The following is a 15,324-nucleotide window of genomic DNA, read 5'->3' on the forward strand; positions in this document are numbered from 1 at the left end:
TCGCCCTGCTCCCTGCCCCCCGACCCGCGAGTCGGGGTCTCGTTGCGAACGAGTCGGGGCGGACGTCCCATCTCCGACCCCACCCAGGAGCGCCGCGCCGTCCTCGCCTGGCCCGCCCGGACCCGCCTGACCCGCCGCGCCCAGGCGCTCATCGGCTTCTGGGTGGAGCGCGACTCCTGCTCGACACCTTGATCGACACCCTGCTCCGCATGACGCGCCTGCACCTCGCGACCCGTCTGTCCGGCGGCACACAGCAGGCTCCCGACGAGCAGGCGGGCTCGCCCACCGGTCCGCGACGGCCGTCACTCGACCGGCGTCGTGGGCCGGTTCCACAGCGTCAGCTTCTCGGGGTTGAGGACCACCCGGACGTCGGTCACCACACCCCCGCGGACGTCCATCGTCACGACCCCGGTCACCCGCCCCTCCACCCACAGGGCGAAGCCGAGGCCGTCCGGTGTCTCCTGGTCCAGGACCTCGGCCGCCGGGTTCCGCCCCAGCGCCCCGAGCAGGAACCGGGCCACCCTGTCCGCACCGACCACCGGGTGCCGCGCCGCGGACACCACACCCCCACCGTCCGAGCGCAGCACCACGTCCGGGTCCAGCACCGCCACCAGTCCCGCCAGGTCGCCGGCCCGCGCGGCCGCGGCGAACGCGCGCACCGTCGCGTCGTGCGCCGCCCGCGGCACCGCCGCCTCCCGGGCGCCGTGCACCCGCTTGCGCGCCGAACCGGCGAGCTGGCGGCAGGCCGCCGGGGTGCGCCCCACGATCTCGGCGATCTCGGCGAACGGCACCGCGAACACGTCGTGCAGCACGAACGCCACCCGCTCCGCCGGGGTCATCGACTCCAGCACCACCAGTAGGGCGCTGCTGACCGAGTCGTCGAGGGTGGCCCGGTCCGCCGGTTCGTCCCGCGCGGGATCGGCGAACGCGAGGGCCGGCACCGGTTCGGGCAGCCAGGGCCCGACGTAGCGCTCGCGGCGCACCCGGGCCGAGCCCAGCACGTCCAGGCACACCCGCCCCGCGACCCGCGTCAGCCACGCCCGCGGCACCTCCACCGCGTCGCGCCGCTCCTGGCTCATCCGGTACCAGCGGATGTAGGTCTCCTGCACCGCGTCCTCCGCCTCGGCCACCGTCCCGAGCATCCGGAACGCCAGCGACAGCAGGTGCCGCCGCTCGCCGAGCACGTCGGCGTCGATCTCCTGACCGGTCATCGTCACCACCCCTCGGCACCAGGACGACGCAGGACACCGGAAGGTCAGCGTGCCCGACGACGGAACGCCCGGACATCCCCGGCCTCACACCTCGGACCGCTGCATCGTCATCAGGGCATGGAGACGACGAAGAACGACGAGAGCGGACGGGTCCTGGTCCTGGGGGCCGGGTACGGCGGACTGATGGCGGCACTGCGCGCGGCCGACCACGCACCGGTCACGCTGGTCGACCCGTCCTCGGAGTTCACCGAACGGGTCCGCCAGCACGAGCTCGCGGCGGGCCGCACCTCGATCGGCCATCCGCTGGCCCCGCTGCTGGCACGCAAGGGCGTCCGGCACGTGCCCGCCCGCGCCACCGCCCTGGACACCCGCCGCAGGACCGTCACCACCAACAGCGGCGAGGAGCTCCGCTACGACCGCCTGGTCTACGCACTCGGCAGCCGCACCCGCGGCGCCGACGTCGACAGCACCGGTGGCGACGACGGCCGCGTCTTCACCTCCGAGACCGCCGCGCACCTGCACGAGCGACTGCAGGACGGGCGCGGCAGGCTCACCGTCGTCGGCGGCGGCGCCACCGGCATCGAGACCGCTTCCGAGATCGCCGAGCTCACCGACTGGGAGGTCGAGCTCGTGACCGCGGGCCAGGTCGGCCCGTCGCTGTCGGACAAGGGCCGTGCCCACGTCCGCCAGGTGCTGCGCGCACTCGGCGTGACCCTGCGCGAGGGCCCCGCCGTCACACCGGCCGACCTCGACGCCGACGCCGTCGTCTGGAACGCCTCCCTGCAGCCCACCACCGAGCCGGCCACCGCCGCCGGCATCCTTCTGGGCGCCGACGGCCGGATCACCGTCGACGAGCACCTCCGGTCGGTGTCGCACCCCGAGGTCTTCGCCGCCGGCGACGCCGCCGGGGCCTGGACACCCGACGCGGGCGCCCTGCGCATGGCCTGCGCCACCGCGCTCCCGGTCGGCACCCGCGCCGGGCGCAACGCCGCCGCCGACCTCACCGGCGGCGAGGTCCGCCCCCTGCGGTTCCGCTACCAGGCCCAGGTGCTGAGCCTGGGCCGCCACGACGGCCTGGTGCAGAAGGTGCGCCGCGACGACTCCCCCACCGACCTGGTCGTCACCGGCCGCCTCGCCGCCCTCGCCAAGGAGCAGGTCGTCCGCAGCACCGTACGGGCGCTGCGGATCGCAGCCCGCTGACGGCCCGCTACCCGCCCGCCGCCCGCAGCGCCCCGACCAGCAGCGCGCGGGTGTCGGCCGGGTCGTCGGCCAGCACCCCGACCGGCCGGCCGTCGAGCCGGGCCAATACGGCCACGACCCCGGCGCCGAAGCCCGCGCACAGCTCCAGCACGCTGCCGCCGTCGCGCAGCGTCTGCAGCACCGGGCGCACCGCGTAGGCGCGCAGCCGGTCCTCGGGCACCAGGTGCCGCAGCCGGCGCTGGTCGGGTCCTCGACGCTGCGCCGGCGCCGCTGCGCCGCGATCCAGGCGGCCGCGCACGGGCCGGTCTCCGCCGCGCTGGAGGAGCCGGCCACCCGATCGACGAGGCCGCGCGTGGCTGGGCGTCAGCCGCACCCCGTGCGCGAGGCGCTCGCGCGGCCGGAGCAGCCGGGCCTGGTGCCGACCGAGCCCGGCCGCCAGCCGATGGTCAGCCCGTTCGACGTCCGGCCATCCGCAACGCCACTCCGTCACCGCGGTCGTGCACGAGCTCGCCGTCCGGGAGGTGCTCGAGCGGTACGCGCCCGTGCTGCGCCGCCTGGAACCGCTCCGCTTCTCCTCGCTCGACGGGCGGGCGCACGGCGATGATGCGGTCGAGCCGCCGGCCTGAGCACTCGATCACGACAGGGTCAGGTGGTCGGGACGGTGCCGCCGTCGACGGTGACGTCCGCGCCGGTGATCGAGGCGGCGGCGTCGGAGACGAGGAAGCCGATCACCTCCGCGATCTCCGACGGCGGCGCCAGGCGCCCCTGCGGGATCCCCCCGAGCGAGTCCATGAGCACCTGGAACCCTTCCTCGGCCGACACGCCGCGGGCCTCGGCGATCCGCCGCGCGAGGCCCTCGGCGCCCGGGCCGTCGATCCCGCCCGGGGACACGGTGTTCACGCGGACGCCGTGCCCGGCGAGCTCGGCGGCCAGCCCCTTGCTGTAGGTGCGCAGCGCGGCCTTCGCCGCCGCGTAGGCCAGGGTCCCGTCCCACAGCGGCATCCGGCTCTGGATGGACCCGACGTGCACGATCACGCCGCCCCGCCCCTGCCGGAGCAGCGGCGAGAGCGCGCGGTCGACCCGGACCGCGCCCAGCAGGTTCAGGGCCAGCTCGGCGTCCCAGTCGGCGTCGGTGATCGCGGCGTGGCCTCCTCCGGGCGACCGGGAGCCGCCCGTCACGTGCACGAGGACGTCGAGCCCGTCCTCCCCCTCCAGCGCGGCGGCGATGGCCGCCGCGGCGTCGGGGTGCAGGACGTCGGCGGTGACGACGCGGGCGGCGGTGGTCGTGGCGGGTGCGGTCCGTCCGACGGCGAGGACGCGGGCACCGGCGGCGGTCAGGCGCTGCACGACCGCCTCCCCGAGGCCCTTCGTGCCGCCGACGACGACGGCGCGGCGGCCGGAGAGGGAGAGTGCGGCGGGGTACGTGGAGGTGGGCGCGTTCATGGTGGGACCGTCGACCCTCCCTCGGGGAGAGGGTCAAGCCGCGGCCGGGGCGACGGATCAGGTGCCGGAGCCCGCTATGGATCCCGCTGCCCGGCCCTCCCCGGTCACCCCTTCACGATGTGGTGGTCGCCGTCCTCCCAGAGGACGTCGATCGGGCCGGCGGAGACGAGCAGGAACTCGACACCGTCCGGGCCCGCCTCCTCCGGCCCGTACTCGTTGAAGGGTTCGATCCAGCGCAGGTCACCCGCGTGGTACCAGCCCGACCCGTCGTTGAACGTCATCGAGCCCTTGGTGATGTAGTAGATGGTCGCGTGGTTGTGCGCGTGCCGGTCGGCCTTGACCCCGGGCCCGAACCTGTTCGGCATGATCCAGGGGCCCTCCTCCCAGTTCTTCCCCAGGAACTGGATCTCGACGGGCTTCGTCATGTGCTCGAAGAACTCGGGGTTCTCGTCGGGGTCGGCGAGGTAGTGCCACTCGTTGTCGTCGATGCGGGACCGGCCGCCGACACCGCCCATGATCGGCTGGAACTGGGACCTCATGCTGCTCTCCTCGTGTGGTGGTGGTGCTGCAGGACCCGTCCCCCGCTCAACCGGCCGCCAGCTTCTCGACGCAGCCGGCGTCGACGGGCAGGACGACGCTGGTGATGTACTTCGACTCGTCGCTGGCGAGGAACAGGACGGTGTCGCTGATGTCGGAGGCCTCGATCCACGGCACCGGGAGCATGTTCATCGACAGGAACGCGTCGTAGGCGTCGTCGAGGGTGGCGTCGGGCTTGTCGGGCATGAACAGCTTCGTCGTCTGGTCGTTCTCGATCATCCCCGTGCGCACGTTGGTCGGGCAGATCGCGTTGGAGCGGATGCTGTGCGGCGCGCCCTCGACGGCGACCAGCCGCATGAGCCCGATGACCCCGTGCTTCGCGGCGGTGTAGGCGCCGGTGTTGGGGAACGCCTTGACCCCGGCCGCGGAGCTGGTGAACACGACCGAACCACCGCGCCCGCCCTCGATGACCTTCGGCAGGGCGGCCTTGACGACGTTCCAGACGCCGATCAGGTTGACGTCGATGACGGCGCGGAACTGCTCCTCGGTCCACTCCCAGACCGGGTTGTAGCTGACGATCCCGGCGTTGGGGACGACGATGTCGACCTGGCCGAACTCGGCGAACCCGCGGTCGAGCACCTCCTTGACCCGCGCGTAGTCGCGGACGTCGGCCTGCTCGGCGATGATCCGCCGGTCCTCCTTCTCGACCAGCGAGACGGTCTCGGCCAGGTCGTCCGGGGTGGACATCGGGTAGAGCACGGTGTCGACGTCCGAGCAGACGTCGAAGCCGATGATGTCCGCGCCCTCCCGCGCCAGCCGGACCGCGTGCGAACGGCCCTGCCCCCGGCCGATCCCCGAGATGAACGCGACCTTGCCCGAGACCCGACCCATCACGACCCCTTCGTCGCTCAATACGTACTAATGATGACCCTAGACTGGCCAGCCGTCCGGACTCTGTCAAGGCCACGGGGTCCGCCCGCGGCGGTCCGGGGCGGGGAGCGGGGTGGTGGGGATGGGGCGGTCGAGGGTCACGGGAGTTCCGGGGACAGCGCTGCACCGGCCCGGGGCGGGCCGGTGCAGCGGTCAGGGGTGGGCGGGACCGGACGGATGGGTGTCCACCGCCCGGGAGCCCGTCACGACCCGGCGATCGGCTCCGCGAGCGGAACCGCGTCGACGACCTTCGCGACGTCGACCAGGTTGTCGGAGTAGACCCCGGCGTTCCCGAGCTGGTTGTGCCTGTCGAGCGTGATGGTGTTGACGGTGCTGCCGGACGCCTTGTTCTGCCAGTGCCCGACGTTGGCCATGACCAGGCCTCTCATGACGATGTCGTCGACGACAGCGGGCCCGGCGAAGGATCCGCGGTCGTTGAACACCCGCACCACGTCCCCGCCGACGATGCCGCGGTCGGCGGCGTCCTGGGGATGGATCCACACCCGCTGCTCACCCTGGACGTCCTGCTTGTCCGCCGCGTTGGCGTACTGGCTGTTGAGGAAGGCGTGCGGCTTGGGCGAGACGATGTTGAGCGGGTACCGCGCGGCGAGCTCCGGGTTCGAGTCGGGCGACTCGAAAGGGGGTACGTAGTCCGGTAGCGGGTCGACGTAGCCGCCGGGCTGCATCTTGTCGTACATCGAGCGCCACACCGGGACCACGAAGTTGCCGCCCTCGGCCAGGCTCGACCGGAACTCGCACTTGCCCGACGGCGTGGGGAAGTTGCCTTCGGCGTGTGGCTTGCGCTCGTGCGGGAGACCGACGTTCAGTCGTGCGTAGCCGGTCTCCTTGAGGGAGTCGAACGTGATGCCCTGCAGCGCGGGGGCGTCCCAGTCGTGGAAGTCGCGCAGCATCTGCTCGTCGGTGCGGTCCCAGTAGTCGTCGGTGAAGCCCATCGTCCTCGCCAGCCGGCGGAACAGCTCGGAGTTGGGCACGCACTCGCCCGGCGGCTCGATGGCCGGCTGGTTCAGCGAGATGTAGAGGTGGCCCCAGGTGACCATGATGTCGAGCTGCTCGGCCTGCATCGTGGCCGGCAGGACGATGTCCGCGAACCTGGCCGTGTCGGTGATGAAGTGGTCGCTGACGACGGTGAACAGGTCCTCGCGCAGCAACCCGGCCATGGTCTTGGCCTGCGCGGGGCCCTGGGAGACCGGGTTGGAGTTGTAGACGAACAGCGACTTGAGCGGTGGGTCCAGCTCCATCTCCCCGGTCAGCGCCATGCCCAGGTCGAGCTCGTTGATCACCCGTGTGCCCTCGGGGATCCACTCCGGCATGCAGATCTTGTCGAACCGGGTCGGGAACTCCCAGATCGGCATCTCCATGGTGCCGCCGCCGACGTGTCGCCAGGCGCCGACCAGCGCGGGCAGGGAGGTGATGGCCCGGATGGCCTGGCCGCCCCCGCGGCTGCGCTCGATCGCCACGCCCTGCCGGATCGCGGACGGCTGGGCGGTGGCGTACTCGCGAGCCAGCGTGCGGACGTCGTCCGCCGGGATGCCTGTGATCTCCTCGACGCGCTCGGGCGGGTAGTTCGCCGCACGCTCGGCGAGCTCGTCGAACCCGACCGTGTACTTCTCGACGTAGTCCGCGTCGGTCAGACCCTGCGCGACGATCTCGTGGATCAGACCCATCGCCAGCGCCCCGTCCGTGCCGGGACGGATGGGGATGTGCCAGTCGGCCTGGCGGGCGGTGCGGGTCCGGACCGGGTCGATGACGACGATCTTCGCGCCGTTGTCCTTGCGCGCTTTGAGCAGGAACGGCCAGCCGTGGAGGTTCGTGCTGGTCATGTTCATGCCCCACACGATGATGTACTTCGAGTGGGCCATGGACTCGATGTCGAGCCCGCCGGTGCCGCCCACCGTCATGTGCCACGCCGTCGACGAGCCGGACTCGCAGTAGGTCTTCTCGGCCACGCTGGAACCCAGCCGGTTGAAGAAGGCGTCGCCCGACGTCAGGCCGTTGATCACGCCCTGGTGGCCCAGGTAGGCGTGGGGCATGATCGCCTGGCTGCCGTACTCGGCGATGATGTCGGTCCAGCGCTGCTTGATCTCGGCGAGCGCCTCGTCCCAGGTGATGCGGGTGAACTCCCCCGAACCCTTCGGACCGACCCGGCGCATCGGGTGGAGCAGCCGGTCGGACTGGTAGTGGTGCTCCGGGAAGTTCTTGAGCTTCACGCACAGCCCGCCCTTGGTCATCGGGTGGTCCGGGTCGCCCTTGACGTCGACGAGCCTGCCGTCGTCGACGTGGAACAGCATCGCGCAGGTGTCCGGGCAGTCGTGCGGGCACGCACCACGGACGATCTTGAGTTGGCGGCCGGTGGTGGTGCCGACCTCAGGAGCGAGCGTCATCGGGAGAGCCTCCACGGGGACTGGTACGGGATAGGCGGATTCGGCGATGGTTCCTGTCAAGGAACGCAGTCGGGCGTTTCCCGGTCATTACCGGGAAAGTAAATCGGTGTAACCGAACCCCGCATATCTGCAGGTGCAGGTGCCGGCGACTAAAAGGCTGGTTCAGGAACGTTTCGCGAACGTGAACCGCCAGGCCAGAGCGCGGGACACCCTCGTCTGCCACCCATGATCCATATTTGCAGCTGTTCCGATCGGCCGTCAATCACTAACGTCTCGCTCGTCGATCGCCGTCCAGATGAGAAGAGTCGAGAATGACGACACAGACTTCCGAGTACGCCCGATCCGTGGTGACCGCCGACGAGTGGGAGCCCTTCGTGGTCGGCGGCGAGGCCGTCGGGGAGGTCCACTGGATCCGGACCGAGGGCGCCGAAGGAGCGACGCTCAGCGTGGGACTGTGGCGCTCGGACCCGCAGAGCTTCCCGTACCCGTTCACCGCCGACGAGACCATCCACGCCCTCGAGGGCGAACTCGTCATCGACCTGGTCGAGAGCGGCGAGAAGGTCGTCCTGGCACCTGGGGACGTCGCTTCGTTCGCCAAGGGGACCAAGTCGACGTGGACGGTCACCAGCCCGTTCAAGAAGCTCTTCGTGATCAGCGGCTGACGCCATGACCGCCCACACCTCCGCAGCCCCGCCGCCGGGTGCGCCGGTCCCGGAGCCCGACGCGGTCCGTGCGGACCCGGCGGCCGAGGCGTTCCGATCGTGGCTGCGGGCCTGCACGAGGTCCGGGTGGGCACCCGAGGCGGTGGTCGAGACCGTGGAGGTGCGCCGATCACGAGGTCGCGTGACCGCGGGTCCGACCACCGCCCGATGGGCGGTCCCCGCCTACCGCGCCGCCGCCATGGACGGCGTCGCCGTGGCGGACGGGGACCTGTCGGAGGCCTTTCCCCAGGTCCTCGGCCCGGCTGCCCACACCTGGGTGGACACCGGTGACCCGCTCCCGGGGTCGGCCGACCGGGTCGTCGTACGGGAGATCGTGAACGCCCGGCCGGACGGGTCGGTCGAGATCGTCGAACGGCCGAGCGGTCGGCACGTCCGTGCCGTCGGCGAGGACATGGCGGCGGGGGCGGCGGTGCTGCCCGGCGGACACCGCATCCGCCCGGTCGACGTCGCCGCGCTCGCCGCGGCCGGGTACCTGAGCATCACCGTACGGCGCCGGCCGCGGGTGGCGATCGTGCCCACCGGGGACGAGATCCGTCCGATCGGGAGTTCGCTCCGGCCGGGCGAGATCCTCGACACCAACTCCCTCATGCTCGAGGGCCTCCTGGCCGAGGCGGGGTGCGAGGCCTGGTCGCTGCCCGTGGTGCCCGACGCTCCCGACGCCCTGGCCGCAGCTCTCGCCGGGGCTGCGCAGACCGCCGACCTCGTCCTGGTCCTCGCGGGCTCGAGCGCGGGAAGGGACGACCACACGCGGGCGGTCATCGCCCGGCTCGGTCAGGTCGCCGTGCACGGGGTCGCCGTGCGCCCGGGGCATCCGGTCCTGCTCGGCGTCCTGGGGGGTGACACCCCCGAGGTGGGCGGCCAGCGGCCCGCGGCGCCACCGGTGCCGGTCGTCGGGGTCCCCGGATATCCCGCCTCCGCGGAGCGGGCGTTCGACGGGTTCGTCGCCCCCCTGGTCCGTCGCATCCTCGGTGTGGACGCCGCGGGGCCGCATCCCGTGACCGCCCGGTTGGCGGTTCCGGTCGACTCCGCGCGCCGGCTCGACGAGTACCTGCGTGTGCGGGTCGCGACGGTGACGGACCCGGCGACCGGTTCTCCGCACCTGATCGCGGTCCCGCTCCCCCGCGGCGCCGGTGCCCTGTCGACCCTGACCAGAGCGGAGGCGGTGCTCCGCGTCCCGGTCGGCGTCGACGGTGTCGCAGCCGGCGCCGCCGTGCGGGTCCTTCCCGTCGCGGGCGCGGCGTTCGCCGCCGGCACCACCGTCATCGCCGGGCGGGCGTCCCCGGCCGTCGACGCGCTCGTCGACGCCTACCGCGCGGACGCACCCGACTGCGTGCTGCACCTGCGCGACCTGGCCGACGAGGACGCGGTCGACGCCCTGGCGACGGGCCTCTGCCACGCCGCCACGACGACCCTCCCGATCGGTGGTGCGCACGCGGAGGCCGCCGCCCGACTGGCCGGGCGGCTCGGCGCCATCACCGTCCTGGAGATCGCCAGGTCCGGCGACCGGGTGGAGGCGCTGATCGTCCCGGCGTCGGCCTTCGACAGCGCCCCCGTCGTCGAGCTGCGGAGCACGTTGAGCTCGATGACCTTCCGGCGGAGGCTGCGGGACCTGCCGGGGCACTCGGGCCGCACCAGCGGCCGCGAGACCTGGTACGCCCCACCGGCCGGTGGGGCGGGCCCCGCCCCCGCACACGCGGTCCACGGTGCCGACCCGGCGGACGGAGCCCCTCGATGTGCTACACGGTGAAGTCGATCGACGACGTGCGCAGCCTCGTCGTCGCCACCCGGGGTCTGTCCGGCCTCTCGGACGTCCCTTCCCTGATCGCCAAGGCCTGCCGGCGGATGTTCGACCTCGTCGGAGCGGACATGGTGGCAGTGGCCCTGTACGACGGCGCCGACACCCTGGTCGTCGGAGCCTCGGAGGGGACCGCCGCAGACCTGAGCGGGATCCGGCTCCCCGAAGGTGCCGGTCTCGGCTGGCGGGCGCTGCAGCGGTCGATGCCGACCACCACCGGGAACTGCGCGGCGGACGCCGAGCACCTCGACGACCTGGTCGAGGCGCTCATCCCGGAGGACGTCCGCGGCCTGGCCGCGGTGCCGCTCACCTTCAACGACAACTGGCTCGGCGTCCTCTACGCCGGTATGCGCGGACGTCGTGTGTCACCCCGCACCACCCTGCTGATGAACGAGTTCGGCGCCTCCCTGGCGCCGCTGCTGGTCACCGCGGACCGCGCGGACCGCGCGGGGCAGATGGCGGTGCAGGAGGAACGGCAGCGGATCGCCCAGCAGCTGCACGACACCGCGGGCCAGCTGCTCTTCCAGATCTCCATGTCCGCCAAGGAGATCCAGCAGTGTGCCGACGCGGACCCGGAGACGGCCTCGGAGGCCGCCCGCTCGATCGAGACCGCGGCGGCCGACGCCTCGACCTACCTGCGCGCGGCGATGCACAGCCTGCTGCCCGCCGACGACGCGCTCCCGGTCACCATGCGCCGCGACGTGGCCGTGTTCTCGGCCCGCACCGGCATCACCACCGAACTCGTGACACTGGGCCGCCCCGTCCACGCCGGCGCCGAGGCCGAGGGCGTCCTGGTCTCGGCGCTGCGCGAGGGGCTGCACAACGTCGAGAAGCACGCGGGTGCGGGCGCGGTCCTCGTGTCCCTGGCCTACCGGTCCCACCAGCTCTCGCTCGCGATCGAGGACGACGGCAAGGGCCTTCCCGCCGGCTTCGATCTCCACCCGGTCCCCGGCCGCGACGCCGGGCTCGGCATCCCCAGCCTGCTCCAGCGCGTGAGCGGGGCGGGCGGGGTGCTCCGCCTCGACCGCAACGACGACGGCGGCGTGAGTCTGCGCGTCACCCTCCCGCTGGTGGAGTGCGCATGAGCCCCGGGCACCTCGCCGCGGCCCGGGTGAGCACCGTCCTCATCGCCGACGACCACCCGCTGGTCACCCACGGCATCGACCGCGTGCTGGCCACCGCGAGCGACGAGTTCGCGGTGGTCGCCGCCTGCCACTCCGGCCGGGAGACCCTGATCGCCGCCGCGGAGCGGCAACCGGACCTGGTCCTGCTCGATGTCCGCCTCGGCGACATGAACGGCGCCGAGGTCTGCCTCCGGCTCGGCGCAGAGGTGCCACGGGCGAGGACCGTCGTGCTCACCGCCTTCGACGACACCGAGAACCTCCGCCGCTGCCTCGAAGCGGGAGCTGCGGGTGTGCTGCTGAAGGGTTCGCTCGACCTCGACCTCCCCCAGGCCCTGCGCGACGTCCGGGACGGACGGATGGTCATCGACGCCGGGGTCGCGCGAGCCCTGGAGGCCGCCCGGGGGATCCTCGGGCCCGACGGCACGACGGTCCCGCAGCTGCGACCCCGCGAGCTCGACGTCCTGCGTCTCATGGCCGCCGGGATGACCACCCGGAGCATCGCCACCGAGCTCGACCTGAGCCTCAACACCATCCGGACCTACACCCAGTCCCTGATGACCAAGCTCGGTGCACACACCCGGGTGCAGGCGATCGTGTTCGCCCAGCGGCTCCAGATGATCTGACCGGTCCGGCACCCGCCCGCGACGAGCTCGTGGTGGGCGCCGCCGCGGCGCAGGCCCAGCTCCCGGCGAAGGACCCCAGCCGCCCGAGCGTCGCGAACTCCTCCGCGAACGGGCCGCGGTGCAGGACCTGCACGACGTCCTGCTCGGCCGTGGTGCGCAGCTCGATGCGGTCCTCGCTGCGGTCCGAGCTGCGGGACGCGCGAGTGCGCGCCGCCGTCACGTCGTCGGACGCCCGCCCCCCTCGACCTCACGGGCGATGTCGCCGATGAGCGCCTTCTTCCGGTAGAACTCCTCGGTCCCGGGTGAACCGGGTCCCTGGATCGACACGTACGTCGCGGCCGGGCTGCGGACGTACTCGGGTTCGTCCGATGCGCGGAGGTGAGCTGTGCCGGGCATTTCCTTGTCCCTTGACGTCGTGCGGAGATCGGACCCCGACCGCGAGTCACTGCTCAGCGGTGAGGATGTGGATGGAGCACGCTCCGTTGTCGACACCGTAGATCCCGCCGCCGGTGACGTGCGCCAGCGCCACCTGCGCGCCCGGCACCTGCAACGCGCCCGCCACACCGGTCAGCTGCCAGTAGGACTCCGCGAGCTGGCTGGCCCCGGTGGCGCCCACCGGGTGCCCGCGCGAGAGCAGCCCACCGCTCGGGCTCACGGCGACCCGTCCGTCGCGGTGGAACTCGCCGGCCGCCACCGCCTTGTGCGCGGTCCCCCGCTCCGCGAGACCGAGTGCCTCGGCGTGCAGGAACTCGGCGATGGCGAAGGCGTCGTGCAGCTCGACCAGGTCCAGGTCGGCCGGGCGCATTCCCGCCATCTCGTAGGCGGCCGTGGCGGTGCGCTCGGTGATGTCGGGCCACGTCATGTCCCGGAACGACGTGTGGAACCGCCCCGACCGGATGACGCTGGCCCGGATGCGGGTGCGGGGCGTCCCGAGGTCGCGCGCGAACCCCTCGCTCGTGAGGAGGACCGCCGCGGCGCCGTCGGTGTTGGGGCAGCAGTGCAGGAGCTGCAGCGGGTCGGCCACCTGGCGGGACGCGTCGACGTCCGCGGCGGTGACCTCCTTCCGGAAGTGCGCGCGCGGGTTCAGCGCGCCGTTGCCGCGGTTCTTGACCGTGACGTTCGTGAGGTCGGCGACGGTCGCGCCGCTCTCGTGCAGGTACCGCTGCGCGCGCATCGCGTAGGCCGCGGGCATGACCTGCCCCTGCTCGACCTCGATGTCCGCGCTCGTCAGCGGAAGGGCGCCACCGCCGAGCGAGGTCAGGTGCTCGACCCCGGCCACCAGCACGCAGTCGTGCACCCCGGCCGCGATCGCCTGCCAGGCCAGGTGCGCCGCCGCGCCGCTGCTGGCACAGGCGTTCTCGACGGAGAACACCGGCGGGCCCGAGATCCCCACCCGCTGCAGGACCCGCTGGGCCACCAGGGACCCCCCGTAGACCGAGCCCACGAAACCCGCCTCGACGGCGTCCGGAGGCAGGCCGGTCCCCCGCAGCAGCTCCCCCGCGGCGGCGGCGCCGAGGTCGGCGGCGGAACGATCGGGGTGCTTCCCGAACGGGGCGACCGCGGCCCCCACCACGTACACCGGCCTCACCGGTCGCTCCCCGGCGCGCCCGTCGGCCGGACGCGGTAGGACCACAGATCGACCCCGGCGGCGGCCCCGACCGGGCCCGCGGTGAACCTCACCCGGGTACCGGGCGCCAGCGCCTCGGGATGCTGCGGATCGGCGGGGTCGGTGTGGGCGAGCACCCGCACCCCGTCGACGTCGACGTAGGTCAGGACGTACGGCGCGGCGAAGCCGAGCGCACCGATCCGGACGACGGTCGAGGCGTACGCGACGCCGTCGGCCCCCGCCTCGACGGGGTCGAGCCGGTCGTGGGCGCACGTGGAGCAGACCGCGCGCGGTGGGAACCAGCGGGCCGTGCACCTGCGGCAGACGGAGATCGTGAGGATCGGGGTGCCGTCCGGCCGGATGCCGTCGGCGCCGACGAGCCGGCGGGCCGTGCCCGCGGGTGCGGCGGCCGGTGGCATCACGGGTGCGCCTCGAGCTCCTGGCCCACCAGCGCGGCCGCGCGCAGGACGGGCAGGATGATCTCCCGGAACCGCTCCGGGTGCTCCGACATCGGGAAGTGCCCCATGCCCGGCATCGGCAGGAAGTGCGAGCCCTCGATCTCCGCCGCCAGCAGCGCACCGGCGGCCGGCGGGGCCGACCAGTCGTACTCCGCGCTGAGGATCCACACGCCGATGACGGAGGTGTCGATGTTCCGCGCCGTCCCGGTCAGGTCGTGGCCGACCATGTAGTACTCGAGGTCGCCCTTGAACACCGGCGGCGCGCCCTGGCTGTAGACCCAGGTCGTCTCGCGGACGTACTGCTCGGGGCTCGACGGCGAGCACAGCGTGAACATCAGCGCGGGCTTGGTGTCGTTGCCGATCTCGGGGTGGTAGAGCCACGGGAGGATGCGCTCCATGCCGTGCGAGTGCAGCGCGGCCTCGATGCCGATGACGGCGCGGTAGCGCTCGGGGTGGTTGAGCGCGATGTCGGCCGCGAGGTGACCGCCCATCGAGCAGCCCATGTAGACCGGCCGGTCGAGCTCGAGCGCGTCGGCCAGCGCCACGTGGAAGGCGAGGAGGAACTCCTCGGTCAGGGCGTACTCGCTGGTCCACCACTGCTGGGAGGTCGGCGGCAGCGACTTCCCGTGGTAGGGCAGGTCGGCGGCGATCAGCCGGAACTCCCCGGTGACCCCGGCGTCCTCGAGCAGGTGGCGCCACTGCCGGTTGTCGCACCCGGCGGTGTGCTGCAGCACGACCGGGGTGCCGGAGCCCGACTCCTCGAAGTACACGCGGTACTCCACGCCCAGCACGGTCAGGTAGACGTAGCGCCCGGTGACGTCGGCGAACCTGCTCATGCCGCGACCCCCTGACCGACGACCTGGGCGAGCACCTGGCGCGTGCGCCGGACGGCGGGGTAGTACGCCATGATCAGCTTCATGTTCCCCTCGATCCGGAAGCCGTGGTACAGCATCGCGGCGTAGTAGTCCTGGTAGAACGGCGGCGGGACCGGAGCCAGGAGCGCGGCCCAGTGCTCGGCGGTCCCCGCGAGCTGGAAGTCCCAGGTGTCGAACGGGGTGGCCCCGGCGTCGACGGCCACGACCTCCCCGTCGCGGAGCCTGACGAGCAGGCTCTGCGCGTCCGTCACGACGCGGAACTGGGTGTTCCAGTAGCGCGCCTGGAGTCGGAACTCGGGGTCGGCGTTCAGCGCCTCCCGCAGGCGATCTGCGTTGATCTCCATGATTCCTCTGCTTCCTCGGCCGATCGGGGGTGGTGCGACTCCGTGGCGAGCCGG

General features: G+C 72.8%; 17 protein-coding genes. 6 read left to right on the forward strand and 11 right to left on the reverse strand.

Annotated elements, in window-relative coordinates; all coding sequences use genetic code 11:
• Positions 1–302: 302 nt before the first annotated feature.
• Positions 303–1,211, reverse strand: coding sequence for an RNA polymerase sigma factor SigJ (gene sigJ / locus I4I82_RS00790; RefSeq protein ID WP_218594108.1), 909 nt, complete (start codon positions 1,209–1,211; stop codon positions 303–305).
• Positions 1,212–1,328: 117 nt separating this feature from the next.
• Here sigJ and I4I82_RS00795 point away from each other — a divergent pair, with 117 nt between their 5' ends.
• Entirely contained in the window at positions 1,329–2,411 is a 1,083-nt protein-coding gene (locus tag I4I82_RS00795) for an NAD(P)/FAD-dependent oxidoreductase (RefSeq protein ID WP_218594107.1), read from the forward strand.
• A 7-nt stretch (positions 2,412–2,418) separates the two neighbouring features.
• On the opposite strand, the gene I4I82_RS00800 is transcribed toward I4I82_RS00795, so the two are convergent.
• Complete coding sequence (locus tag I4I82_RS00800; protein WP_226369812.1) at positions 2,419–2,709, reverse strand: carboxyl transferase domain-containing protein; 291 nt, start codon at positions 2,707–2,709, stop codon at positions 2,419–2,421.
• Positions 2,710–2,908: 199 nt separating this feature from the next.
• Here I4I82_RS00800 and I4I82_RS34340 point away from each other — a divergent pair, with 199 nt between their 5' ends.
• Positions 2,909–3,037, forward strand: a complete 129-nt coding sequence (locus tag I4I82_RS34340; RefSeq protein WP_267460639.1) for a hypothetical protein — start codon at positions 2,909–2,911, stop codon at positions 3,035–3,037.
• A gap of 19 nt (positions 3,038–3,056) precedes the next feature.
• Here I4I82_RS34340 and I4I82_RS00805 read toward each other — a convergent pair whose 3' ends face one another.
• The 4 genes from I4I82_RS00805 to I4I82_RS00820 all read right to left on the reverse strand — a co-directional run bounded on the left by I4I82_RS00805 (position 3,057) and on the right by I4I82_RS00820 (position 7,723).
• Positions 3,057–3,854, reverse strand: coding sequence for an oxidoreductase (locus I4I82_RS00805; RefSeq protein ID WP_218594105.1), 798 nt, complete (start codon positions 3,852–3,854; stop codon positions 3,057–3,059).
• Between the two features lie 104 nt (positions 3,855–3,958).
• The gene (locus tag I4I82_RS00810; protein WP_218594104.1) at positions 3,959–4,393 is read right to left on the reverse strand and encodes a cupin domain-containing protein; all 435 of its coding nucleotides are present in this window, start codon (positions 4,391–4,393) and stop codon (positions 3,959–3,961) included.
• Positions 4,394–4,439: 46 nt separating this feature from the next.
• Positions 4,440–5,282, reverse strand: coding sequence for a mycofactocin-coupled SDR family oxidoreductase (locus I4I82_RS00815; protein ID WP_218594109.1), 843 nt, complete (start codon positions 5,280–5,282; stop codon positions 4,440–4,442).
• 242 nt (positions 5,283–5,524) lie between these two features.
• A complete protein-coding gene (locus I4I82_RS00820; protein WP_218594995.1) occupies positions 5,525–7,723 on the reverse strand; it encodes a molybdopterin-containing oxidoreductase family protein in 2,199 nt (732 codons plus the stop codon).
• 311 nt (positions 7,724–8,034) lie between these two features.
• On the opposite strand from I4I82_RS00820, the gene I4I82_RS00825 reads away from it, so the two are divergent.
• From I4I82_RS00825 to I4I82_RS00840, 4 genes are read left to right on the forward strand one after another with little or no spacing between them, the layout of a single operon-like run.
• Entirely contained in the window at positions 8,035–8,385 is a 351-nt protein-coding gene (locus I4I82_RS00825) for a cupin domain-containing protein (protein ID WP_218591566.1), read from the forward strand.
• A gap of 4 nt (positions 8,386–8,389) precedes the next feature.
• Entirely contained in the window at positions 8,390–10,192 is a 1,803-nt protein-coding gene (locus I4I82_RS00830; protein WP_218591565.1) for a molybdopterin-binding protein, read from the forward strand.
• Positions 10,177–11,325 (forward strand): GAF domain-containing sensor histidine kinase, encoded by a 1,149-nt coding sequence (locus I4I82_RS00835; protein WP_218591564.1) that lies wholly within the window; start codon positions 10,177–10,179, stop codon positions 11,323–11,325. Before I4I82_RS00830 ends, I4I82_RS00835 begins: the two co-directional genes overlap by 16 nt.
• On the forward strand, positions 11,322–11,987 hold the full coding sequence (locus tag I4I82_RS00840) for a response regulator (protein ID WP_218591563.1): 666 nt from the start codon (positions 11,322–11,324) through the stop codon (positions 11,985–11,987). The genes I4I82_RS00835 and I4I82_RS00840 overlap by 4 nt, the downstream gene beginning before the upstream one ends.
• Before the next feature lie 216 nt (positions 11,988–12,203).
• Here I4I82_RS00840 and I4I82_RS00845 read toward each other — a convergent pair whose 3' ends face one another.
• Genes I4I82_RS00845 through I4I82_RS00865 form a run of 5 tightly spaced genes read right to left on the reverse strand, consistent with a single transcriptional unit; the run spans position 12,204 to position 15,270 of the window.
• A complete protein-coding gene (locus tag I4I82_RS00845; RefSeq protein WP_218591562.1) occupies positions 12,204–12,383 on the reverse strand; it encodes a hypothetical protein in 180 nt (59 codons plus the stop codon).
• Between the two features lie 46 nt (positions 12,384–12,429).
• On the reverse strand, positions 12,430–13,575 hold the full coding sequence (locus tag I4I82_RS00850; RefSeq protein ID WP_218591561.1) for a thiolase family protein: 1,146 nt from the start codon (positions 13,573–13,575) through the stop codon (positions 12,430–12,432).
• On the reverse strand, positions 13,572–14,012 hold the full coding sequence (locus tag I4I82_RS00855) for a Zn-ribbon domain-containing OB-fold protein (protein ID WP_225920794.1): 441 nt from the start codon (positions 14,010–14,012) through the stop codon (positions 13,572–13,574). Before I4I82_RS00855 ends, I4I82_RS00850 begins: the two co-directional genes overlap by 4 nt.
• Positions 14,012–14,887, reverse strand: coding sequence for an alpha/beta fold hydrolase (locus I4I82_RS00860; RefSeq protein ID WP_218591559.1), 876 nt, complete (start codon positions 14,885–14,887; stop codon positions 14,012–14,014). The genes I4I82_RS00855 and I4I82_RS00860 overlap by 1 nt, the downstream gene beginning before the upstream one ends.
• Positions 14,884–15,270, reverse strand: a complete 387-nt coding sequence (locus tag I4I82_RS00865) for a hypothetical protein (protein ID WP_218591558.1) — start codon at positions 15,268–15,270, stop codon at positions 14,884–14,886. Before I4I82_RS00865 ends, I4I82_RS00860 begins: the two co-directional genes overlap by 4 nt.
• Between the last annotated feature and the right edge of the window lie 54 nt (positions 15,271–15,324).

The sequence above is a fragment of the Pseudonocardia oceani genome (genome assembly GCF_019263585.2).
Lineage (GTDB): Bacteria > Actinomycetota > Actinomycetes > Mycobacteriales > Pseudonocardiaceae > Pseudonocardia > Pseudonocardia oceani.